This is a genomic window from Pseudomonas spelaei (genome assembly GCF_009724245.1).
Taxonomy (GTDB): Bacteria; Pseudomonadota; Gammaproteobacteria; order Pseudomonadales; family Pseudomonadaceae; genus Aquipseudomonas; species Aquipseudomonas spelaei.
This window is the reverse complement of the sequence record NZ_WNNK01000025.1, coordinates 21281-42729: the sequence shown is the minus strand read 5'-3', so window position 1 is coordinate 42729 and position 21449 is coordinate 21281. Positions and strand designations below refer to the sequence as shown.

The window sequence follows — 21449 nt, the reverse complement described above, 5'->3', positions numbered from 1 at the left end:
CTGCCTCTGAAGAAAATGTAGTTGCAATATAAAACCAGAATACCTACCGTACAACTGGTTTCAATTCGAAACCAACATAGGTAGTGACTCATGTCCAACTCCCCCTTAAGTGGCGTCGTGGTCTTGCTGTTCGCCATCGCCTGCGGCTTGTCGGTAGCCAATGTCTACTATGCCCAACCCTTGCTGGACGCCATGGCCGACACTTTTGCCCTGGACCACGCCACTGTCGGCAGCGTCATTACCCTGACCCAGGTTGGCTATGGCGTAGGCCTGGTGCTGCTGGTGCCTCTGGGCGACCTGCTCAACCGTCGACGCTTGATCGTCGGCCAGTTGCTGCTGTCGACCTTGGCCGTATTGCTGGTGGCGTTCTCTTCCAACAGCTTCTTGTTGCTGGCCGGCATGGCGTTGACCGGCCTGCTGGCGGTGGTCACGCAAACCCTGGTGGCCTTTGCTGCCAACCTGGCACGGCCAGAACAACGTGGGCATGTGGTGGGCCTGGTCACCAGCGGCATCGTGGTGGGTCTGCTGCTGGCGCGTACGGTATCGGGCGCCATGGCCGACCTGGCGGGTTGGCGCTCGGTGTACCTGCTGTCGGCGGGGTTGACCTTACTGATGGCGCTGTTGCTCTGGCGGGTCCTGCCTGAGGCCGAGCCGCCGCGAGCCACCCACTCCTATACCCAACTGATCCGTTCAGTGTTCAGCCTGTTCAAGCAAGAAAAAGTACTGCGCGATCGCGCGGTCCTGGCCTTGCTGATTTTCGCCGCCGGCACGGTGTTGTGGACGCCACTGGTGCTGCCCTTGAGCGCCCCGCCGCTGTCGCTGTCCCACACACAAATCGGCTTGTTCGGACTCGCCGGCGCCGCCGGTGCCCTCGGTGCCGCCCGCGCCGGGCATCTGGCCGACCGCGGCTTTGCACAGTGGACCAGCGGCGGAGCGTTGATCCTGATGCTGGTGTCCTGGCTGGCGATCGGTTTTACCCAATCGTCTTTGTGGGCGCTGTTGCTCGGGGTGATTACCTTTGATCTGGGCCTGCAAGCCGTCCACGTCACCAGCCAGAGCCTGATCTACAGCGTGCGCCCCGAAGCCCAGAGCAGGCTGGCGGCGGGCTACATGCTGTTCTATTCGGTGGGCAGCGCGTTGGGGTCAGTCGGGTCGACGCTGATGTACGCCTGGGGAGGGTGGATCGGTGTGTGTGGCCTGGGCGCAGCCATCAATCTGCTGGCGCTGATCTACTGGCTGGCCACCTTGGGCCCTGCACCGGCGGCCCACTCACAGCCGGTGCAGGGTTAGGCTTCAATCCTTGGTGCCAGTCATGCTTTGCAACACGCCGTCACGGCGAATCAGTCCATGAAATAACGCCGCCGCCAGGTGCAACAGCACCGTCAGAAACAGCAGATAGGCGAGAAGCCCATGGGCCTTGCGCAGCACCGCAAACAGCTGCGCATTGGCCGGCACCAGCGCTGGCAGTTGCAGGGAACTGCTGAGCATCACCGGGTCCCCCGCCGCCGAGATCATCGCCCAACCCAGCAGCGGCAACACCAACATCAAGCCATACAGCAGCACATGAGAGGCCTTGGCCGCCAGCACTTGCCAGAGCGGCAAATCAGCGGGCAATGGTGGCTGACGGGTGGAAAAACGCACCACCAACCGCACGACCACCAAGGCCAGAATGGCGATCCCCAAGGGTTTATGCAGGTGAATCAGCCATTCGTGCCGCTCCGACACCGACGCCGCCATGCCCGCGCCAATAAACAACATGGCAATGATCATCAACGCCATCAGCCAATGCAGCAGCCGCGCCAAGGGGGCGAAATACCGGGGTTGAGCATTCATGGCTTCGACTCCTGAGGGGCGTTGTGCAACTGACTGACTTCACTGGTGCGACGCAGGTAGGAGCTGGCGTAGGCCGCCGAACGCGCCGCCAGCAACGGGTCACTCGAAGCTTCAATTCCGCTCGGCAAGATCAACGGATCAAAGTTGATATCGCGGCAATCGCCATCGAGTTGCGGCTGGCTGCTTTCCAGCACCAGAGTCCCGGCGTTCAGCACCTTGTGTTCGCCGGCCCAGGGCTTGCTGGCGTCGTCGACCGGGTCTCCCGGATTGGCCAGGGTGACGTTCAACTGCCAGCGCAGCGGCCCCGTAACCAGGCGTTGCGCGAGGTCTTTCTCCAGGAAATCACTGCCTTGGGGCGCAGTGGCGCCCGGTGCATCCTGGCTCTGCGGCACCACCCCCCAACGCACGGCCTGGCGCTGGCCATTGGCATTGACCAGATAAAACGCATTGATGCTGTTATAGGTCTCGGTGGCATAACTGGCTGACGGTTTGGCGGTCTTGACCCAGGCCAGGAATGGCGCGGTCTCCGGATGAGCGGCGAAGAAAGCCGGCATGCTGGCCGGGTTCGGCTTGCCGGTAGCCGGGTCCGGCGCACCGGCCTTGAGCATCTGGAAGAACGCCTCGGGTGTGCCTACCGGGAACACCGGCATGCTGTTCATCCCGGTACGCCATTGCTGGCCATTGGCCAAGCTGAACTGCAAGGCAAAACTGCGCAAGGGCACGCTGCTGTCCGGCGCATAAGGGTTGCCACTGGGCAAGGCAAAACGGCCGATGATTGGCGTGCGCGCCTCGCTGAACACTTGGGCACTGGAATACTGGCGCGCCTCATTGCTGCTCTCGAAATAGCCCGCCACGCACACACCCTTGGAATGGTTACGCCGGTAACCCGGGTGCACGCCATTATTGGTTTCCAGCGCATTGACCAGCGTCTTGGGACGCAACCGCTGTGGGTCCAGGGTGCCGTTGACGTAGGCAAACGCCCCCGCCGCAACCGCAACCACCACCCCGATGCTGGCTAACCGAACGATCAGGCTCGCGGTGCTCAGCGGGGGACGTGGCGGTGATGAGTGATCTACCATGAAAAACTCCAGGGCCAAGGGCCTCAGGTGCGAAAACATAAGGTCGGAGCATTAGGACGAACGCCAACTCCCTCTATTCCACGGCCTACTGTTTATTTTTAAGGGCCTGGAATAACCTTCGACGTCGGACGTCTTCCTAGTCCCAGCGTAGTGACTAGCCAGAATCCCATGCACGAACTCGACGAACAGTTACGTGAACTCATCCCCAGGCTTCGGCGTTTTGCCGTGTCGCTGACACGCCAGTCCAGTAGCGCCGATGATCTGGTGCAGGCGAGCCTCGAACGTGCAATCGTCCGTTGGGCCGACAAGCGCCCTGAAGGCGACCTGCGGGCCTGGCTGTTCTCGATCCTCTACCGGCAGTTCCTCGACGCCCACCGCCGCTCCCGGCGCTATACAAGCATGCTGGAGTTCTTCACCGGCCGAGACGACACCCAGCCCTCGGTGGAACGCACCGTCATGGCTCAATCGACCCTGCAAGCCTTCGATCAACTGAGTACCGAGCAGCGCGCCCTGCTGCTCTGGGTGTCGGTCGAAGGCCTGAGCTACAAAGAAGTCGCCGACATCCTCGAAGTGCCTATCGGCACCGTGATGTCTCGCCTGTCCCGCGCGCGCCAGGCCTTGCGCCAACTCAGCGACGGCGAAATCACCAGCCCTTCCCTGCGGATACTCAAATGATCAGCCTGCCCCCCAGCGAACGCGATTTGCACGCCTACGTCGATCACCAACTGCTGGAGTCCGATCGGCACCTGCTCGAGACCTGGCTGGCGGCCCATCCCGATGTGGCGGCCCAGGTCCAGGCCTGGCAGCAGGATGCACAACACCTACGCGCGTCGTTAAGCGGTGCGCTGCAACAACCCGCCAACCCCGACCTGGACCCGGCCTTGATTCGCCAGCGGATCAAGCGCCAGTCGCGCCGCCACTTCGCGACTGCCGCCGTGCTGCTGATTGCCGTCAGCATCGGCGGCCTGGGCGGCTGGCAGGCACGGCAGATGACCCTGAACACAGTGCTTCCGATGACAGATGCCATGCAGGCCTACCGCATGTTCGCCCAGGACGGCATCTTGCCCGCCGACTACAACGTGCAAGGTAACGGCGACATGCAAGCCTGGCTCGACCGCTACTTCACCCAGGCCCGTCGCCTGCCGGATTTGAGCCAGGCCGGTTTCAAGGCGGTCAGCGCACGCCTGCTTACCACCGATCAAGGCGCAGCGGCCATGGTGCTGTATGAAGATCAACAGGGCCAACGCATCAGCTTCTACATCCGGCCACCGGGACCGCAGAACAAGCTGCTGCCCCGTGGCAGCAGCAGTGCCGATGGGCTACAGGCCGAATACTGGTCCGGCGACGGTTATAACTATGCGATGGTCAGCCCGTCAGACGAGCCGGTCACCCAGATGCTGAAACAGACGGTGGGGTTCTAGAAACCCACGTCCAGCACCACATTGTCGATATAGGTTCCCCCCGGCGGGGTGTTCTGGTCGGTGTAGATCTTGGCGTTGTAGTTGAAAACCTGGCTACCGGTACCCAGGCCATTGCCCGGATTGACCTCGGCGGTAGAGCTGGCGCGGCGCGCCGTCGACACACTGCCCCAACGCGTAGTCGTGGCGCTTTTGAAGATGTCATACGCCAGCAGGTTGCTGCCGGAGATCATCTGCCGCCGCCCACCCACGCTGACGGGGTTCTGGCCGTCACTCAAGCCCACGGTGTAGGCACTGCCCTTGGTACAGGCGATGTTGATGGTCTGGCCGGTGACAGCAGCAAAGCCACTGACCACCGGCGCGCTGCCAAAGCTGATATTGGGCGCGGTGATCTGGCAGTCGTTGGTCACGGTCATGCTGACAGTCAGGCTGGCGGTGCCGGTACCGGTATCCCGCAATATGCAAAGCGAGCCAATCCCCAGCGCCGCGCAATAGTTCCAGTTCCAGAAGATACTCAACGTCTCGCTGTAGACCCCGGCGGCAACGTTACTGCCGGTAATGCTGCTCAGGTAGATCGGTACAGTCTTGTTGCCTGGCCCGGAGACCAGCCCCAGGCTTTGGGCAATGTTGTTGCTGGCAAAGTCAAACTGGGCCCCACGCGTGATCGGGTAACTGGTGCTGTTATTGGCGTAAATCGTGTAGCCAATAACATCCCCCGTGGGGCCAACCATGCCGCTGGTGGCCGAGGTAATCGTCGCGTAGAAGTGATCGCTGGCCGCCAGCAACGAGATCAGCGTGGGCCCGCAGCTCAGGCCGGCGTTGGTGGTCGAGCTGGCCTGGGCGGCGGTGCGCACTGTCATCGAACTCACCGAGCCGAAGCTCGCCGGAACGGTCGACACCACCGAGCAGGCCGCCTGTACCTGTGTCGCAAAACCCAGGCTTGCCAGCACCGCCAGTGAATACAACCCTTGCTTGAACCGCACGTCCACACTCCTTCACTTTATTGACAAACCAGCGGGCCAATCAGCGGCACCTGCTCCTGCTGGATATCCAGATCGAACGTCGCCTGGCAGGTATGACCTTCTCCCACGGTCACCCGCAACGTGTTGTGCGCTGCCAGGCCCTCCAGATAGACCAGGCCATCCCAGCCCACCACCGCCTGCGCACCGCTTTGCTCATGCTGCACCAGGCTGCCCAGCGGCAGGTCCTGGTGCTGGGCATCCACCAGCGTAATGCTCGCTGCAATGACTCGGCGCACTGGAAACTCCAGCACATAGCCACTGCCCCGACGAACCGCAACACGTTGTTCAACCTGCGGGGTTTGTACGTTGGACGGCAGGTTCAACGGATCGATTTCATACTTGGCGCGGTAATAGGCGCTGCTCCAGGGCACCAGTAAATGCCCGTTACGGTCGGTTTCCCCCACTTTCTGGTTCTCGTAGAGCACCGGCACGCCGGCAAAACCATCGGTACTGACCACCACGAAGGCGTCATTGACCCGATTGGCCGCGAAGACTTGCTTGTCCATCCACACCAGCGAACCGCTGGCGTCCGCCCAACGGGTTTGTGCGTTGCTACTGCCATACACGCCGGCCTGCAGTTGCACCGACTGCAAGCGCCAGGTCAGGTCGGCCTGACGATAGGCCGGGCCGTCGCCATGGGCGTAGCCGAGGTTGTAGCCCACGCCGCCGTCGGTGGGGACCGCACGGCTGTAGTTGACCCGCTGACGATTTTCCCCGGCCTGGCTACGCTCGTTGCTCAGGCTCAGGCTGCCGTACATGTCGAAGGGGATCACCAGTTGTGCCTGCATGGCCCAGTTGCTGTCGCCGATCTCGCGGTTGGCGGACAGGTAGAAACTGGTGTTGTGCCACAGCTGTTTACTCCAGGTCAGGTTCAGCAGCCGTGTGCGTGAATCATCGGCTGCCTGCACATCAAAATAGCCGGCGCCGATGCTGCCGTAGCTGTCCAGGTTCAGGCTCAAGGTCACCTGTTCACTGCGCTTGCTGAGGCTGGCGTACGGCGTGTCGACCAGCGTCAGGTCGGCGTATTGGTCACGGCGCTGCACCCGCTGGTACGACAGGCTGTAGCGCTGGCTGCTGTACTGGTAGCCCAGGCTCAGTTGCTGGCCTTTCTCGCCCTCGAACTGGCTTTGACTGATAGCCGTGTTGAGCACACCAAAGTTGCCCAGCCGCAGGTTGCCGCCCAGCCCGCCCAGGGTCAGGGAGTTGGACGCTTCGGCATGGCTTTCCAGGGTGAAGGTATCCGATAGCCCGTAACGAAAGCTGCCACTGGCCACACCAGGCCCGTAGCCAAAATCCTTCACGGTGTAATCCCGACGCAAATTACCGGCGGCCACCGAAAAATCCGACAAGCCTTTTTGCAGCAACGTACTGGTGACGTAGAACGGCACGGTGGTTGAGACCTGCCGACCCAGCGCATCCGTAGTGACCACCACCGCTTCGCCCGCCCCGTTGATAAACGGAATATTGGTCAGGGTGTAGGGCCCGGGCTGCAGGTCGGCGCTGCTGGATTTATAGCCGTTGATAAACAGGTCCACCGACGACGGCACAGCAGCCTCACCGGCGAACTGTGGCAAGGGGTAAGTCACCAGGTCCGGGCGCACGGCAAAATCCCGGGACAGTTGCACGCCCCCCAGACGCACCGAACTGCTCCAGGGCAATGCGCCGCTGATCACGTCGCCGGCCTCGTAAGTCAGCAGGCGCTCATCGTCGGAGAAGCGCCAGGTGGTGTCATAACGCCGGTAGCCATTGTTCAGGGTGCTGCCTTCCACCTGAGAGCCAATGGTGCTGCGGTATTGGCCGGTGTTGGACAGCGTGCCCCAGGTGTCAAACAGCCGGACTTCGTTCCACACGGCCAGGTAGGTGCCGCTGTCGTCGGTGTCGTTGAGGTAGGCGTCATAGTTGAGCAAGGCACCAAAACTGGTCATCGCCTGGGTGCGCGGATAGTTGTTGCGGTTGCCGATGAACTGGTCCGGCAACCAGGCCGGCGGCACATCCACCAGCAAGCGCTGGCCCTGGCTGTCGTAGTCGCTGTGCAGGCCAGGCAAGTTGTCGAGGGCGACCTCTTCGCTCGTACCAGCAGGCAGTTTCATGCCCACATCACGCAAGGTGGCCGCGGGCAGAAACATCCGCCCGGCACGCTGATTGACGGCGACCACCCGGCCGGTGTCGAGTTGGTTGACCACCAGTCCCAAAAACAACTGTGCATCGGCAACAGCCTCCATATTGCCGGGGGGCGGCGGCAATGCGGCAGCCACGCTCAGAGGCGCAAATACCAGGCTACACAGACCACACACCACCAACACCGAACGCCACAGATAACGAGCCCGATCATGGCTCAGCAAGGCTTTGTGTCCTTCACTGGACATCTCCATCCTATTGAAACCAGGGACTGCTCCTGCATCATGTCCCAGGCCGCAGCGTTACCGCCCCGGCGCAATGTTCTCCACGGTTGTTGCCCCGTTGATCCGGACCTGCAAAGGCTGGTCAGCCGCTACTGCATCCGGGATCGGCCAGCGCATGGTCGCGCCCGGCAACACATATCCCAGCAAACCGTCCACCAGGGGCCGAGGCTGGCCACCCTGCTTGAATGCGGCGTCGGTCAGGCGAGCATGCACGGCGCCCTGATTGCGCATTTCCACATAGTTGCGCCCGGCGACCGTGACCTTTTTCCAGCTCAGATCGGGCTTGCCCGCACCTTTCGGATCCCGCTGGCGGGTGCTGTCGTCCTTGCTCCACAGTCCTGGACCATAGGCGAACAAGGGCACCGAATAGCGCATCTGAAAGCGGATGGCAGCCGCCGTCTTGCCATCGGCCGGGGGCGCAACCGGCGTCGCCGAAGGAATTTCATCGATGATGATCCGATAGGCCAGCTCCTGGCCTGGTGGCACTTCCCGGGTGCGGGTCAGGCGTATCAGTTGCTTCTGCCCCGGCTCGATCTTGGCCACCGGCGGGCTGCCAATCACGTCGCGCTGGTTCTGGTATTGATCATCAAACCCGCTCTGGCTCCAGGCAAACACACGGATTTGCAGGTTGGCCGTCTCGGTGCCACGGTTTTCCAGCCACAACGCGCTGGCCTGTTGATCCGCTTCCAACACCGGATCAATCGGCCAGATCAGCACGGAGCTGGCGGCCTGAACCTTTCCCACACCCAACGCCACCAGTGCGATAAAACCCGCAACCCATAACCGCCGGGAAGCTGAATACATAGACCCCACTCCTTATGCCAATCGCCTTACCACGACAGCTGCACCTGCAGCGTGTCGCTGTACGTCCCCCCAGGCTGGTTACCCGGTAACTGCACCCGGCCGTAAATCGGCAGGGTGATGGTGTTGGCGTTGCTGTAAGCCACGCTGACACTTTGACTGATCCCCAGGCTCTGGCTCAGTGCCGCGTCCTGAAACAGCTGATACGTCACCAGCGCACTGCCGCTATTGAGCTGCATGTGCCTGCCGCTGCTGTTATGCAAACCACCGTCGACGCTCATGTTCAGGGTGACCCCCGGCGTACATTGCAGTGTCACTCCACCGCTCAACGCTACGGACACTGTGCTGGTGGACAACGCCGAATAAGTGCCGAAGGTCAGGTTGCCGTAGTTCGACCCGCCGCCCACCACCAGGCAACCCGGGATAATGGTCGCGCTGACCTGGAAGGTCTGGCTGGTGACGGCCAACAGCGACAACGGCATTCCCCAGCCGATAACCACCGCCGCCGTCGTGTACCAGACGCCCTTCATGACCCTAGAACGTCAGCGAGACAGCAACCGTATCGGTGTAAGTACCGGCCGGCAGCCCCACCTTGCCCACGGCTTGGCCGTAGAGATTCACGGTTTGCGCCACACCGGTGCTCGGGCCCACGTTGATCGTCCCGTTAATCGCCAGGAGCGTCGAATGCCCGGAGTCGGTGTAGAAGTCATACGGCACATAATTGGCAACGCCGTCGTACAGTGCCCGGGTACCGCCCGTAGACTGGCCGTCATGAGACCCGGCACCCACGGTGATCACCGGCGAGGTGCCCGAGGAACACTGAATGGACAGGGCACCCCCACCGCCACCCAGCACTTGACCGGAGGCCGTGGTGAACTGGCTGTTGGTGGTACCAAAATTGAGCGCACCGAAGTTCAAGCCCGTGGTGCCGCCCACGCCATTGACCAAGCAACTGTTGGTCAAGATCAGGGTGGACGTGATCTGCCCCGTCACGGTGGTTGCCGCCTGAGCGCTGGACGCCAACATCAGCGCCATCAACGGAAGGCCTACTTTCGAGACAAGTGCATGCATGGTGTTCTCCTCATGTTTTACCAATCCAGTGTCACCGTCAGGGTGTCTGTGTAGATCCCGGCCGGTAAGGCTCTGGCATTCGCCACCACGGAACCGAACACCGGAATCGGTATTTGTGTGCCCTTGGTCACGACGAAATTGCGTTGTTGGCCGATGCTGTAGGTATTGCGACCGGAAGCATCGGCAGACAGGCTATAGGGAATGGTTTGCCGACCGTTGCTCAACCGCCGGGTATTGCCGTCGCCATGGGCACCACCGTCGATGGTCACGGTGAAGCTGCTGACAGACGGGTTGCAGGACACCGCCAACGGGGCCTTTTCCTCATCACTGACCTCAGCACTCAAGCGGCTGTCCCAGGTCGGGCCATGGTTGCCGAAATCCAGCACTGCCACCCCGCCGTCCGGGCTGACCGGGGCGCTGTCAGTGCCTTTGCTCACTTCGCAGCTGGCGGTAATCACCAGCCGTGCATGAATCTGGCCGCTGACCGCCGCCTGGACGTCATCCGCCAGCAACAACAGGCCGCCCATGGCCACCAGGGCCAGGCACCGGGCTACCATGTCACCGTCACCTTGAGCAGGTCGGAATAGCGCCCAACCCGGGGAATATCCTTGAGCGGCTCGATACGCCCGTAGAGTGGCAAATCAACCGACCCTGAATCCGGTACACGGCCGCTGACCGGTACATCCACGGCCAGAGGAATTCGCCGGGCGGCGTCGGTGTAAATACGGTAAGGAATGGGCTTGCTGCTTGAAGAGGTCGCAGCGGCCAGGTAACGCACCTCACCCACGCCACCGTGCAAGCCACCATCGACGCGCACCTGATAAGGCGTATCCGGATTGCACTCCAGGCGTGGCTGGCGTTGGCTGATCAGCGCTGCACTCAACGGGCCTGCCGGGTCATCCAGGCGCGGACCACTGCCAAAATCCAGGACCCCGAGCTGTTCAATACCGGTACTGCGAGTCATACCCACCAATTGGCAACCACGCTGCACGTCAATACGCACCTCCACCTGAAGCTGTGCGCCGTAAACCGTGTCGCAGAGCATCGCGCTCATGACTGCCAAGACTGCGTGTACCTTCACTGCCCCACTCCTTGTACAGGGGTGATTACTGGGTATGAGGTTAGCCACTCAGGGGGAATCTGCCAGTCGGATCAGAGACTTGCCGAGATCTCGCCATCACACCGAAAGAAGACGGCCCAAGCCATGCCTTTTCGAGATAGCTACCCCATCGCTTCTCTATTGGTCAAAAAGCCCTTGCCGCTCTAAAGTGAGCGACCACCGACACACAGAGTGACTTGCATTGGCCGCTTTACCGCCAACCTCTTCCTCCCGCGTGCCCTTGATCAAGCGGCTGCTGGGCAAAAAAACCGACGCCGACAGTGACCCGGCTATTCACCGGTTCTTCGAGGACAAGGCCCGCCAGCAGGGTTATACCCTCAGCCCCGGGCAACAGCAGGTCATCGCGGTCATGGCCCGGCAATCCGTACAGTTGCTGGCCGGCCGGCCCACCCACAGCCTGTATCTGCACGGCGCCGTCGGGCGGGGCAAAAGCTGGTTACTGGATGGGTTTTTCCAGGCACTGCCAATCGCCCAGAAACGCCGAGTGCATTTCCACAACTTTTTCGCCCGCCTGCACCGGGGCATGTTCGCTCATCGCCAACAACGCGATGCCCTGGGCAGTACCCTGGACGAGTTGCTCGATGACTGCCGGGTGTTGTGCTTCGACGAATTCCACGTCCACGACATTGGCGATGCGATGCTCATCGCCCGTTTGTTCAAGGCGTTGTTCCAGCGAGGCGTCCTGCTGTTGGTGACCTCCAATTACCCGCCCGCCGGCCTGCTGCCCAATCCGCTGTACCACCAGCGATTCAAGCCGGTGATCGAGTTGATCAGCGCCCGGATGGACGTCATGGAAGTCAGCGCCCCCCAGGACTACCGCAGCCTGACCCAGGCCCATGGTGAACAACGCTTTACCCGAGGCCGTTTTGTCTGGCCTGGCCGCCAGGCGCAGCGCGTCGCTTTGGGTTTGCCGCCTGCGGATCTGCCGCCCTTGTCGCTGACGGTCGGTGCCCGCCAATTAACCGTGCGCGGGCACCAGAAGCGTACGTTGGGTGTGACCTTCAGCGACTTATGCGAACAGCCAACGGCTGTAATGGATTACCTGCACCTGTGCGAGGACTTTGACCACTGGATCATCGATGGCCTGCCCTATCTGGGCGATTGCCCGATTGCGGTCCAACAGCGTTTCATCAACCTGATCGACGTGCTGTACGACCAGGACAAACACCTGATCCTGCTGAGTGAACAGCCACTGGACCAAGCCTTGAGCGGCCACGCCATCGACCTGGCACGCACCCGCAGCCGGCTGGGGCAGTTGCACGAGGCCGGTCCAAACGCATTTGAACAGGACCTCGTGCCCCTCGAGCCGCTATCATGACCGCCTTTTACACCCCTATTGCCGAGTGATTGCGCTGCTCATGGATACCCTTGCCCAACTCAAAGCCGGCCAATTGGCTGGCGTCACGCGTCTGGATCTGTCTTGCGGGCTGACCGAATTCCCACAGGAAATTTTCGACCTGGCAGACTCCCTGGAAATCCTCAACCTGAGCGGCAATGCCTTGAGCAGCCTGCCGGATGACCTGTATCGCCTGCGCCACTTGCGCGTACTGTTCTGCTCGGACAACGCCTTTACCGAAGTCCCTGAATGCCTGGGTCAATGCCAGCAGTTGAGCATGGTGGCGTTCAAGGCCAACCGTATCCACACGGTCAGCGCCGCGTCGCTGCCGCCGCTGTTGCGCTGGTTTATCCTGACCGACAACCAGATCAGCCAATTGCCGACAGCGCTGGGTGAACGCCCGCTGCTGCAAAAACTGATGCTGGCGGGCAACCACCTTGAGCACCTGCCCGAAAGCCTGGCCAACTGCAAAAACCTGGAACTGATCCGCATCGCTTCCAACCGTTTGACCCACCTGCCGGACTGGCTGCTGGCCTTGCCCAGCCTGACGTGGCTGGCCTACGCAGGCAATCCGGTGGAGATGGCCGTGGAGCTTGCCGGCGATGACTCGACGCCCAACATTCCCTGGTCGCAACTCAGCCTGGAACACGTCCTGGGCGAAGGCGCTTCCGGGATTATTCGCCAGGCGACCTGGACGCCGCCAAGCGGCTCAACCCAGCCGGTCGCAGTCAAGTTGTACAAGGGCAGCATCACCAGCGATGGATCACCGCTGCACGAAATGCAGGCCTGCATCGCTGCCGGCCGGCATGCCAACCTGATCAAGGTTGAAGGGCGGGTTATCGGCCATCCCGAGAACCAGGCCGCCCTGGTGATGCAGTTGATCGATCCGAGCTACCGCAACCTGGCCGCCTTGCCGAGCCTGGCCTCGTGCACTCGTGATCTCTACGAACCGAGCACCCGCTTCAGTGCCGACGTGGCACTGCGCATGGCCCGCGGGATTGCCTCGGTCGCCGCCCATTTGCATCAGCACGGCATCACCCATGGCGATCTGTACGGCCACAATATTTTGTGGAACGAAGCCGGTGATTGTCTGCTGGGGGATTTTGGTGCGGCATCGTTCCATGCCACGGCGGACAGCCTCGAATCCAGAGCCTTGCAGCGTATTGAAGTGCGCGCGTTCGGGGTGTTGCTGGGGGAATTGCTGGAGCGGATTGATAGCGGTTTGAGCGAAGACAACCGCCAGCGACTGGAAGCGTTGCGCGAACGTTGCTGCCAGCCGAATGTGTTGGCGCGGCCGGGGTTTGAGGAAGTAAACCGGTCTTTAGAACACCACTGAACCCATGTGGGAGCGGGCTTGCTCGCTCCCACATTTAGTCCAGGTTCACGTCACAAAGCGTTAGCCCGCCAGACCGACGAACATATCCTGCACGTCGTCATGGTTGTCGAGGCCTTCAAGGAAGGCTTCGACTTCGGCCATTTGCTCATCGCTCAAGCCCGAGACCGGGTTCTTGGCGATGTAGCCCAATTTGGCGGACAGCACGGTAAAACCCTGCTCCGGCAATGCCTTCTGCACCGCATCGAGGTCAGTCGTTTCGGTGATGAACAGGGTTGCGCCCTCTTCTTCACCTTCCTCGAAATCCTGGGCACCGGCTTCAATCGCCGCCATTTCCGGGTCAGCATCCGGGCTGTCTGGCGAGGCTTCGATCAGGCCCACATGGTTGAAGTCCCAGGCCACGGAGCCGGAAGCACCCAATTGCCCTTTGCGGAAGGCCACGCGGATTTCCGCCACGGTGCGGTTGATGTTGTCAGTCACACATTCGACGATCAGCGGCACCTGATGCGGGGCAAAGCCTTCATAGGTCACGCGATGGTATTGCACGGTCTCGCCCAGCAGACCGGCGCCTTTCTTGATGGCCCGCTCCAGGGTTTCCTTGGGCATCGAGGCCTTTTTGGCCTGCTCCACTACCAGACGCAAGTGTGCGTTGGTCGCGGTGTCGGCGCCGTTGCGGGCAGCAATGGTGATCTCTTTTACCAGCTTGCCGAAAATCTTGCCCTTGGCATTGGATGCCGCTTCTTTATGTTTGACTTTCCACTGTGCGCCCATGACTCACTCTCTTATATCCATGGCGCCGAGACGTCTACTGGCCGGCGCTTTGGGGGCAGAGTTTATAGGGCAAAAAGTCTCTAATCCACCAAAAAACCGGCCAGCCTTGTCACCGCCTAGATACGCAAAGGCTTGATCGGCGCCTCGCGCTGCGGCACAAAATCCCCCACCTGTGCCAACACCGCCGGCCTGGCATTCCAATAAGGCATCAACACCAACGAGGAAAACAACGCGGCGCCTGCAAACACGATAAACACTGTCACCGTGTCGAAGTACCCCGGCAGCAAGCCACCCAGCACCGCCCCCACCGAGCCGCAGCCGTTGACGAAGCCCGCTGCCGTCGCACCGGCTTTGGCGGTGCCGAAGTCAATGGCGGCGGTGCTGCTGATCATCGAATCCGGCCCGTACAGGGTCAAGCCCATGACAAACAGCAGCGCCATCACCATCACCACACTGCCGGTGTGCAAGGCCCCCATGAACAATGCCAGGGCCACGGTCAACGCCAGCAGGCTAAGGACACACGCCGGCATGCGTCGAGCGCCAAACAGCTTGTCGGAGGCGACGCCGATCATGATCGGCCCCAACAACCCCGCCAACTCGAATGCCGTCGGCACAATCGCCGCACCGACCTTGCCCACCGACGGCATCTGTTCGAAGACAATCACCGGCCCCCATAGCAGGATCGCGTAGCGTGCCGGCTTCAACAGGAAGTACGCCAGCCCCAGGGTCAGCACCGTGCGGTTGCGCAAAATGGCGCGCAGCGGCTCCATCACGCTGATTTTCCTGGCAGCCGCCGCCTCCTCGGGCGTCAGTACCGGCTCGACTTCTACTGCCGGCAGCCCCACATCCTGTGGCGTATTGCGCTGGAAAATGAAGAACAACACCGCGACGACGGCGACGGCGGCCGCACTGGAGATAAACGCCGCATGCCAGGTCCCGATCAGGGTATAGGCCCACCACCCGGCAAACGGCGACGCCACCAGACCGCCGAACGCATAACAGGAACTCCACAACCCCAGCACCCGTCCACGTTGCTGCGCTGGGAAAAAACTGCCGAGGTTCTTGCACAGCCCTGACCAGCCGGTAGATTGCGCCAGCCCCTGAATCAACATGCACGTCACAAAGATCGGCAACGTGGCAAAGGTGCCCATGACCAGGGCCGCCGCCGCAGAAATCAACAGCCCGCCCAGCACCACCACCCGCGGCCCGAAACGGTCGGCCAGCATGCCCCAGGTGAATTGGCCAACGGCATACGCGGCCAGGTAAATGCCATCCAGGTTGGCCATCATCATCTTGTCCAGCGGGAAGCTCGGGTCGTCGACGATCCCCAACTTGGCCACGGAAAACGCTTTACGGGTGAAATAGAAGGCGGCGTACGCCAGCCAGGTGATGGCGAAAATCTGCACGCGCCAACGCTTGATGCTACTCATAGGAGTATTCATGGTGGTTCTGACCTCGGGTGTGAGTGTGCCGGCAGAATGGAAAACAAACGCCTGTATTTTTATTGTTGAGCACTGCAGTAGCCGCCCCCTGACCGGGGCGGTACTGGTCAGATGAGTCCTGCTGATAAGCACGCAAAAGACCCATGGCCGCCGAAGTTGTAGGACTCAACCTACGGCGACTGGGGGCTATCAAAGCAATGGCTGACTAATAGGTAAAATCGATTTATCGTATTTCAAATATAAGCTGAGCTTGTAAGAGGATTCGTGATGTCGGTGTCCCATGCCCAACTCAAAGCCTTCCATGCCGTCGCCGTCCACGGCAGTTTTACCCAGGCGGCCGAGCGCCTGTTCCTGACGCAGCCGGCGATTTCTGACCAGGTGCGCAAGCTGGAAGAACGTTTTGGCGTGCTGCTGTTTCACCGCAACAAACGTTCGGTCAAGTTGACCGACCTGGGAGAGCGGCTGCTGAGCATCACCCAACGCCTGTTTGTGATCGCGGCCGAAGCCGAAGAGCTGCTGCAAGACTCCCGCGCCCTGCAAACCGGCACCCTGACCCTGGCGGTGGACGCCCCCGTGCATGTACTGCCGCAAATCGCGCTCTTCTGCCAGCGATACCCGGGCATCAGCGTCAAGATCGAAACCGGCAACACCGATGAGTCGCTGTTTCGGCTGTACAACTACCAAGCCGACCTGGCGTTGTTGGGGCGTGACGTCAACGATGAACGGCTGCTGTCACTGCCGCTGCCCGACGATCAACTCATGGCGTTTGTTGCGCGCAATCACCCATGGGCCGGGCGCGAGTCGATCTGTCTGGCAGATCTGGACGATACGCCGTTGGTCTTGCGTGAAATCGGCTCGGTGACCCGTCAGACCCTGGAACAGGAAATGCGCCAGGCCGGGCTGCGCATTCGTCCGGCGATCCAGGTGGAGGGCCGGGAAGCGGCGCGAGAGGCGGTGGTGGTGGGGATTGGTGTGGGCGTGGTATCGGCGGCAGAGTTTGGTGCGGATTCGCGGGTGTATGCCATGCCGATTCGTGACTGTAGCCAACGGATGAAGGAAACGCTGGTGTGCTTGAAGGAGCAGAGTTCGCGGCGGGTGGTGGCGACGTTTCTCGATATCGTGCGGGAAAGTCTTCGCTGAATTTCAAGGGCCTCATCGCGGGCAAGCCCGCTCCCACAGGTGATCACCTATCCATGTGGGAGCGGGCTTGCCCGCGATGAGGCCAACCAGATGTTCAGCCAACATCTGCCCCCGGCGCCAACTCGAAAAACGCCTGAATCAAGCGCAACTCCCGACGCCGTTCCATGCAGCCCACCACATGCCGATTCACCAACCCATCGCCACGGATCGGAATTGCATGCACCCGCGGGTCGCGGCTGACTTCCATCGAGGACACCACGCCCACACCCAGCTCTGCGGCGACGGCTTCCGTCACCGCCTCACGACTGTCCAATTCCAGCAGCACCTTGGGCTGTACTCCGGCCTGCAAGCAGGCTTCGTCAAAAGTGCGCCGAGTGATGGAGCTCGGCTCGCGCAGCACCATGATCACCTGATCCAGCTGCTCCAGGCCAATCCCCGCAGGCTCAGCCAACCAGGGATGCCCGGCCGGCACCAGTGCGCAGATCCGTGATTCAATCAAGGGTTGCAGGTGCAAGCCCTTGCGCGGCTCGACTTCCGTCAGCACCGCCACGTCAGCATGTTCAGACAACAGCGCCGCCAGGGTTTCCTGAGCGTTGCCCAAGCGCAAGTTGACGGTAATCCCCGGATAACGGGCACGCAGGCTGGCCAGCATCGGCATGACCAGGTGCGGCCCGTCCGCCGCCACTTCCAGGCGTCCGGTGAGCAACTGCCGGTTGGCCTCCAGCATTGTCTGCGCTTCTTCCACCAGGCCGAAGATCGCCCGGGTGATCGCCGCCAACCGGGTGCCCTCCTCGGTCAACTCCACCCGCCGGGCGGTACGCCGCAACAACGGGATCTGGTAATGCTCTTCCAGCGCCTTGATATGCCCGGTGACTGCCGGCTGGCTGATGAACAGCCGCGCGGCGGCACGGGTGAAACTGCCTTCACGGGCCACGGCGTCAAATGCACGGAGTTGAAACAGGTTCATAGCTATCGGCCTCACTGATGGCTGGCATAACAACAAACAATTTGATTGATGACAAGCCAAACTGCAATTTATGCCCCGTAGCTTCATCCCAAACGTTTTGCGAGGACATAAGAATGAGTACTGCCGCGCCGATCCTGCTCACCCCCGGTCCTTTGACCACCTCAGCCCGCACCCGCCAGGCAATGATGGTCGACTGGGGTTCATGGGATGACAGCTTCAATCAACTGACCGCCAGCCTCTGCGAGCAACTGCTGGCCATCGTCAATGGCGCTGGCAGCCACCATTGCGTGCCATTGCAAGGCAGCGGCACCTTTGCCGTGGAAGCCGCCATCGGCACACTGGTACCGCGAGACGGCAAGGTGCTGGTGTTGATCAACGGCGCTTATGGCAAACGCCTGGCGAAGATTTGCGAAGTGCTGGGCCGCCCGTTCAGCACCTTTGAAACCGCCGAAGACGAACCTACCACCGCCGCTGACGTGGATCGCCTGCTGCAAGCCGACACCGGCATCACTCACGTCGCGCTGATCCATTGCGAAACCAGCACCGGGATTCTCAACCCGCTGCCCGAGATCGCCCAAGTCATCGCCCGCCACGGCAAGCGCTTGATCATCGACGCCATGAGTTCCTTCGGCGCACTGCCGATTGATGCCCGCGAGGTGCCGTTCGATGCGCTCATCGCCGCCTCAGGTAAATGCCTTGAAGGCGTACCCGGCATGGGCTTCGTCTTCGCCGAAAAACAGGCACTGGCCGCAGCCCAAGGCAACTGCCACTCCCTGGCGATGGACCTGTTCGACCAGCACGCCTACATGGCCAAGACCGGCCAATGGCGCTTTACCCCGCCGACCCACGTGGTCGCCGCGCTGCACGAAGCCTTGCTGCAATACAACGAAGAAGGCGGCCTGCCCGCCCGGCATCAACGCTATGCCAATAATTGCCAGGCACTGCTGGACGGCATGGCCGAACTGGGTCTGCGCAGCTTCCTGCCGGCCGCGATCCAGGCGCCGATCATCGTCACCTTCCACGCGCCCAAAGACCCGCGCTACCAGTTCAAGGAGTTCTATGAGCGGGTCAAGGCCAAGGGTTTCATCCTCTATCCGGGCAAATTGACCCAGGTCGAGACCTTCCGTGTCGGCTGCATCGGCTACGTCAACCAGGTCGAAATGCAAGCAGCGGTTGCGGCGGTCGCCGAAGTGCTGCAAGAGATGCAAGTACTCGAAATCTGACGGCCCATATGCCCCTCACAAACCCCTTTTTGAACCACAGGATTTGAGCCATGAACTACCAGAACCCAACCCAGCTGCAAGCCGCCATTCTCGACTGGGCCGGCACCGTGGTCGACTTCGGCTCCTTCGCGCCGACCCAGATTTTTGTCGAAGCCTTCGCCGAGTTCGACGTACAGGTTTCCATCGAAGAAGCCCGTGGCCCGATGGGCATGGGCAAGTGGGACCACATCCGCACCCTCTGCGACCAGCCGCAAGTCGCCGAACGCTACCGCAAAGCGTTTGGCCGCACGCCAACCGATGATGACGTCACCGCCATCTATCAACGTTTCATGCCGCTGCAGATCGAAAAAATCGCCGAGCACTCAGCGTTGATCCCCGGCGCTCTGGACACCATCGCCAACCTGCGCCAGCAAGGCATCAAGATCGGCTCCTGCTCCGGCTACCCCAAGCAAGTCATGGACAAAGTGGTCGAGCTGGCCGCCACCAACGGCTACATCGCCGACCACGTGGTCGCCACCGACGAAGTGCCCAATGGCCGCCCATGGCCGGCCCAGGCCCTGGCCAACGTCATCGCCCTGGGGATTGATGATGTGGCGGCCTGCGTGAAGATCGACGACACCGTGCCGGGTATCCTCGAAGGCCGTCGCGCCGGGATGTGGACAGTGGCGCTGACCTGCTCGGGTAATGCCCTGGGCCTGACCTATGAACAGTTCCGTACCCTGGACAGCGACACACTGGCCAGCGAACGCACGCGCATCGAGGCCATGTTCAAAGGTTCACGTCCTCATTACATGATCGATACGATCACTGATCTGCCGGCCGTCATCATCGATATCAATCAGCGCCTGGCACGAGGCGAAATGCCTCAGGGCAACTGATCGAGATCAAAACATCGCCACCTCACGCACCTGTCACGGGCAAACCTCTGAAAACAGGCTTACATTAAAAGGACTCCGTCGCCAAAGAACGGAGGTTTGCCCTGATGAGTGAGGAAGAAAGCGATGCCGTGGAAAAATTCCGATACGCGCTACAGCACCATGTCGATTGCCCTGCACTGGCTGATGGTGGTGCTGCTGGCGGTGGTTTACGCCTGCATAGAGTTACGCGGACAGTTTCCCAAGGGCAGTGGCGCAAGAACGCTGATCGTGGAAATGCACTACATGTTCGGCCTGACCGTGTTTGTGCTGGTCTGGCTGCGCCTGTTTGCCCGCAGCCTGGGGGTGGCGCCGAAGATCGTACCGGCGCCACCTCGATGGCAGGCCACACTCGCCACACTGATGCATGTGGCGTTGTATGTGTTGATGATCGGCATGCCGATCTTCGGCTGGTTGATCGTCAGCGCCCAGGGCCACTCGGTAATGTTCTACGGGCTTGAGTTGCCGCCATTGATTGGCGAAAACAAGGACTTGGCCAAACAGATCAAAGACTGGCATGAACTGGGTGGCACTGTCGGTTATTGGCTGATCGGGCTGCACGCCTTGGCAGGGCTGTATCACCATTACATCGTTCGGGATAACACCGCGCTGCGGATGATGCCCAAGCGCTAGTTCCGGGCAAAACCCCGGCGGCCCTGCAAGCCGCCGGTGTGGATGAAAATCAGGCGAGTGCCGGGCGCAAAACGTCCTGCCTCAACCTGCCCCTTCAAGGCCAGCAATGCCTTGCCGGTATAAAGCGGTTCCAGAGGCAATCCGCAGGCCTGTTCTGTGGCATCGATAAAAGCCAGCAGCACTGGATCAACCTTGGCAAACCCGCCTCGGCTGGCATCGATCAGTTCATACCCTCCTTGCACAACCTCTCGCACCGACTGCGCGACACCATGATCATCCGGCACAGCCAACGCACCATAGACCGGGTGCGCGCCCGCCTCGGCCAACACCAGTCCAGCCAGCGTGGTACCCGTTCCCGCCGCCAGCCACCAACCGTCATAGTCACGCCAACCCAAACCGTCCAACTGCGCCCGCGCCTGATCCACCATCGGCCGGCATCCCAATGCTCCCGCCAAGCCACCACCGCCTTCGGGTACCGGATGAAGGTACGGATACAGTGTTTGCCATGGCAACCAGAAGTCGGGCTCATTGCGCGCGCGATAGCCGCCATAACCTAGCCAATGCAGCTGCATGCCGAACGTTTGAAGGTCGAGGACCGTGGGATTTTGTTGCCGATGGCCACGCAGCAGGCCGACGGTGGGGAAACCAAAACGTTTCCCCGCTGCCGCCAAGGCGTGCAAATGATTGGAGTAAGCCCCGCCCAAACTGATGATGCCGGTCGCGCCGGCTTCCCGGGCTTGCGCCAGGTGTTCGGTCAGCTTGAACCACTTGTTGCCAGTGATCAGCGGGTCGATACGATCCAGGCGCAGCACTGCAACTTCAACTTGAGCCTGGGCCAGCCAGTCCAGGTTCAGCGGTTCAAGGGGCGCGTGAGGAAGCCAGTCGAAGGGACCCATGACGGCAGATCTGCATAAAAAAAGGGGCGGTAGTCTAACACCGCCCCT

At 61.3% G+C, this 21449-nt stretch carries 22 protein-coding genes; 9 read left to right on the top strand and 13 right to left on the bottom strand.

Annotation, left to right across the window (positions count from 1 at the left end):
* Positions 1 to 90 precede the first annotated feature (90 nt).
* Positions 91 to 1290 (top strand): MFS transporter, encoded by a 1200-nt coding sequence (locus GNF76_RS24280; protein ID WP_155585617.1) that lies wholly within the window; start codon positions 91 to 93, stop codon positions 1288 to 1290.
* Positions 1291 to 1293: 3 nt separating this feature from the next.
* On the opposite strand, the gene GNF76_RS24275 is transcribed toward GNF76_RS24280, so the two are convergent.
* Together GNF76_RS24275 and GNF76_RS24270 are read right to left on the bottom strand one after the other, a co-directional pair.
* On the bottom strand, positions 1294 to 1833 hold the full coding sequence (locus GNF76_RS24275) for a cytochrome b (RefSeq protein WP_155585616.1): 540 nt from the start codon (positions 1831 to 1833) through the stop codon (positions 1294 to 1296).
* Positions 1830 to 2912 carry a catalase family peroxidase gene (locus GNF76_RS24270; RefSeq protein ID WP_155585615.1) on the bottom strand — a complete coding sequence of 361 codons (1083 nt, stop codon included), beginning with the start codon at positions 2910 to 2912 and terminating at the stop codon, positions 1830 to 1832. Before GNF76_RS24270 ends, GNF76_RS24275 begins: the two co-directional genes overlap by 4 nt.
* Positions 2913 to 3080: 168 nt before the next feature.
* Here GNF76_RS24270 and GNF76_RS24265 point away from each other — a divergent pair, with 168 nt between their 5' ends.
* Both GNF76_RS24265 and GNF76_RS24260 read left to right on the top strand, forming a co-directional pair.
* The gene (locus tag GNF76_RS24265) at positions 3081 to 3587 is read left to right on the top strand and encodes a sigma-70 family RNA polymerase sigma factor (RefSeq protein WP_155585614.1); all 507 of its coding nucleotides are present in this window, start codon (positions 3081 to 3083) and stop codon (positions 3585 to 3587) included.
* A complete protein-coding gene (locus GNF76_RS24260) occupies positions 3584 to 4333 on the top strand; it encodes an anti-sigma factor family protein (RefSeq protein ID WP_155585613.1) in 750 nt (249 codons plus the stop codon). Before GNF76_RS24265 ends, GNF76_RS24260 begins: the two co-directional genes overlap by 4 nt.
* Here GNF76_RS24260 and GNF76_RS24255 read toward each other — a convergent pair.
* The 7 genes from GNF76_RS24255 to GNF76_RS24225 are packed head-to-tail and all read right to left on the bottom strand — an operon-like array spanning position 4330 to position 10680.
* Positions 4330 to 5313: a Csu type fimbrial protein gene (locus tag GNF76_RS24255; protein ID WP_178123537.1), complete on the bottom strand. Its 984-nt coding sequence runs from the start codon at positions 5311 to 5313 to the stop codon at positions 4330 to 4332. The two genes, GNF76_RS24260 and GNF76_RS24255, sit on opposite strands and share 4 nt — an antisense overlap.
* A 17-nt stretch (positions 5314 to 5330) precedes the next feature.
* Complete coding sequence (locus GNF76_RS24250; RefSeq protein ID WP_155585612.1) at positions 5331 to 7724, bottom strand: fimbria/pilus outer membrane usher protein; 2394 nt, start codon at positions 7722 to 7724, stop codon at positions 5331 to 5333.
* Positions 7725 to 7772: 48 nt separating this feature from the next.
* A complete protein-coding gene (locus tag GNF76_RS24245; RefSeq protein ID WP_155585611.1) occupies positions 7773 to 8558 on the bottom strand; it encodes a fimbrial biogenesis chaperone in 786 nt (261 codons plus the stop codon).
* A 26-nt stretch (positions 8559 to 8584) separates the two neighbouring features.
* Positions 8585 to 9085, bottom strand: a complete 501-nt coding sequence (locus GNF76_RS24240; RefSeq protein WP_425502859.1) for a Csu type fimbrial protein — start codon at positions 9083 to 9085, stop codon at positions 8585 to 8587.
* 4 nt (positions 9086 to 9089) lie between these two features.
* Complete coding sequence (locus tag GNF76_RS24235; RefSeq protein WP_155585610.1) at positions 9090 to 9626, bottom strand: Csu type fimbrial protein; 537 nt, start codon at positions 9624 to 9626, stop codon at positions 9090 to 9092.
* A 17-nt stretch (positions 9627 to 9643) separates the two neighbouring features.
* Entirely contained in the window at positions 9644 to 10183 is a 540-nt protein-coding gene (locus GNF76_RS24230; protein WP_155585609.1) for a Csu type fimbrial protein, read from the bottom strand.
* Positions 10177 to 10680 carry a Csu type fimbrial protein gene (locus GNF76_RS24225; protein WP_425502861.1) on the bottom strand — a complete coding sequence of 168 codons (504 nt, stop codon included), beginning with the start codon at positions 10678 to 10680 and terminating at the stop codon, positions 10177 to 10179. Before GNF76_RS24225 ends, GNF76_RS24230 begins: the two co-directional genes overlap by 7 nt.
* A 247-nt stretch (positions 10681 to 10927) precedes the next feature.
* On the opposite strand from GNF76_RS24225, the gene zapE reads away from it, so the two are divergent.
* Both zapE and GNF76_RS24215 read left to right on the top strand, forming a co-directional pair.
* On the top strand, positions 10928 to 12064 hold the full coding sequence (gene zapE, locus GNF76_RS24220; protein ID WP_155585608.1) for a cell division protein ZapE: 1137 nt from the start codon (positions 10928 to 10930) through the stop codon (positions 12062 to 12064).
* Between the two features lie 40 nt (positions 12065 to 12104).
* Complete coding sequence (locus GNF76_RS24215) at positions 12105 to 13418, top strand: leucine-rich repeat-containing protein kinase family protein (protein ID WP_155585607.1); 1314 nt, start codon at positions 12105 to 12107, stop codon at positions 13416 to 13418.
* A 60-nt stretch (positions 13419 to 13478) separates the two neighbouring features.
* Here GNF76_RS24215 and GNF76_RS24210 read toward each other — a convergent pair whose 3' ends face one another.
* Positions 13479 to 14186: a YebC/PmpR family DNA-binding transcriptional regulator gene (locus GNF76_RS24210; RefSeq protein WP_155585606.1), complete on the bottom strand. Its 708-nt coding sequence runs from the start codon at positions 14184 to 14186 to the stop codon at positions 13479 to 13481.
* Positions 14187 to 14302: 116 nt separating this feature from the next.
* Positions 14303 to 15628: an MFS transporter gene (locus GNF76_RS24205; RefSeq protein ID WP_155585605.1), complete on the bottom strand. Its 1326-nt coding sequence runs from the start codon at positions 15626 to 15628 to the stop codon at positions 14303 to 14305.
* Between the two features lie 267 nt (positions 15629 to 15895).
* Between GNF76_RS24205 and GNF76_RS24200 the strand changes: the two genes are divergently transcribed.
* Positions 15896 to 16768, top strand: coding sequence for a LysR substrate-binding domain-containing protein (locus tag GNF76_RS24200; RefSeq protein WP_155585604.1), 873 nt, complete (start codon positions 15896 to 15898; stop codon positions 16766 to 16768).
* A 94-nt stretch (positions 16769 to 16862) separates the two neighbouring features.
* Here GNF76_RS24200 and GNF76_RS24195 read toward each other — a convergent pair whose 3' ends face one another.
* A complete protein-coding gene (locus GNF76_RS24195; RefSeq protein ID WP_155585603.1) occupies positions 16863 to 17735 on the bottom strand; it encodes a LysR substrate-binding domain-containing protein in 873 nt (290 codons plus the stop codon).
* A 113-nt stretch (positions 17736 to 17848) separates the two neighbouring features.
* On the opposite strand from GNF76_RS24195, the gene GNF76_RS24190 reads away from it, so the two are divergent.
* From GNF76_RS24190 to GNF76_RS24180, 3 genes are all read left to right on the top strand, one after another.
* The gene (locus GNF76_RS24190) at positions 17849 to 18958 is read left to right on the top strand and encodes a 2-aminoethylphosphonate--pyruvate transaminase (RefSeq protein WP_155585602.1); all 1110 of its coding nucleotides are present in this window, start codon (positions 17849 to 17851) and stop codon (positions 18956 to 18958) included.
* A 50-nt stretch (positions 18959 to 19008) separates the two neighbouring features.
* Positions 19009 to 19836, top strand: a complete 828-nt coding sequence (phnX, locus tag GNF76_RS24185) for a phosphonoacetaldehyde hydrolase (RefSeq protein ID WP_155585601.1) — start codon at positions 19009 to 19011, stop codon at positions 19834 to 19836.
* 123 nt (positions 19837 to 19959) lie between these two features.
* The gene (locus GNF76_RS24180) at positions 19960 to 20505 is read left to right on the top strand and encodes a cytochrome b (RefSeq protein WP_155585600.1); all 546 of its coding nucleotides are present in this window, start codon (positions 19960 to 19962) and stop codon (positions 20503 to 20505) included.
* Here GNF76_RS24180 and GNF76_RS24175 read toward each other — a convergent pair.
* Positions 20502 to 21401 (bottom strand): 1-aminocyclopropane-1-carboxylate deaminase/D-cysteine desulfhydrase, encoded by a 900-nt coding sequence (locus GNF76_RS24175; protein ID WP_155585599.1) that lies wholly within the window; start codon positions 21399 to 21401, stop codon positions 20502 to 20504. The two genes, GNF76_RS24180 and GNF76_RS24175, sit on opposite strands and share 4 nt — an antisense overlap.
* Positions 21402 to 21449: the final 48 nt, after the last annotated feature.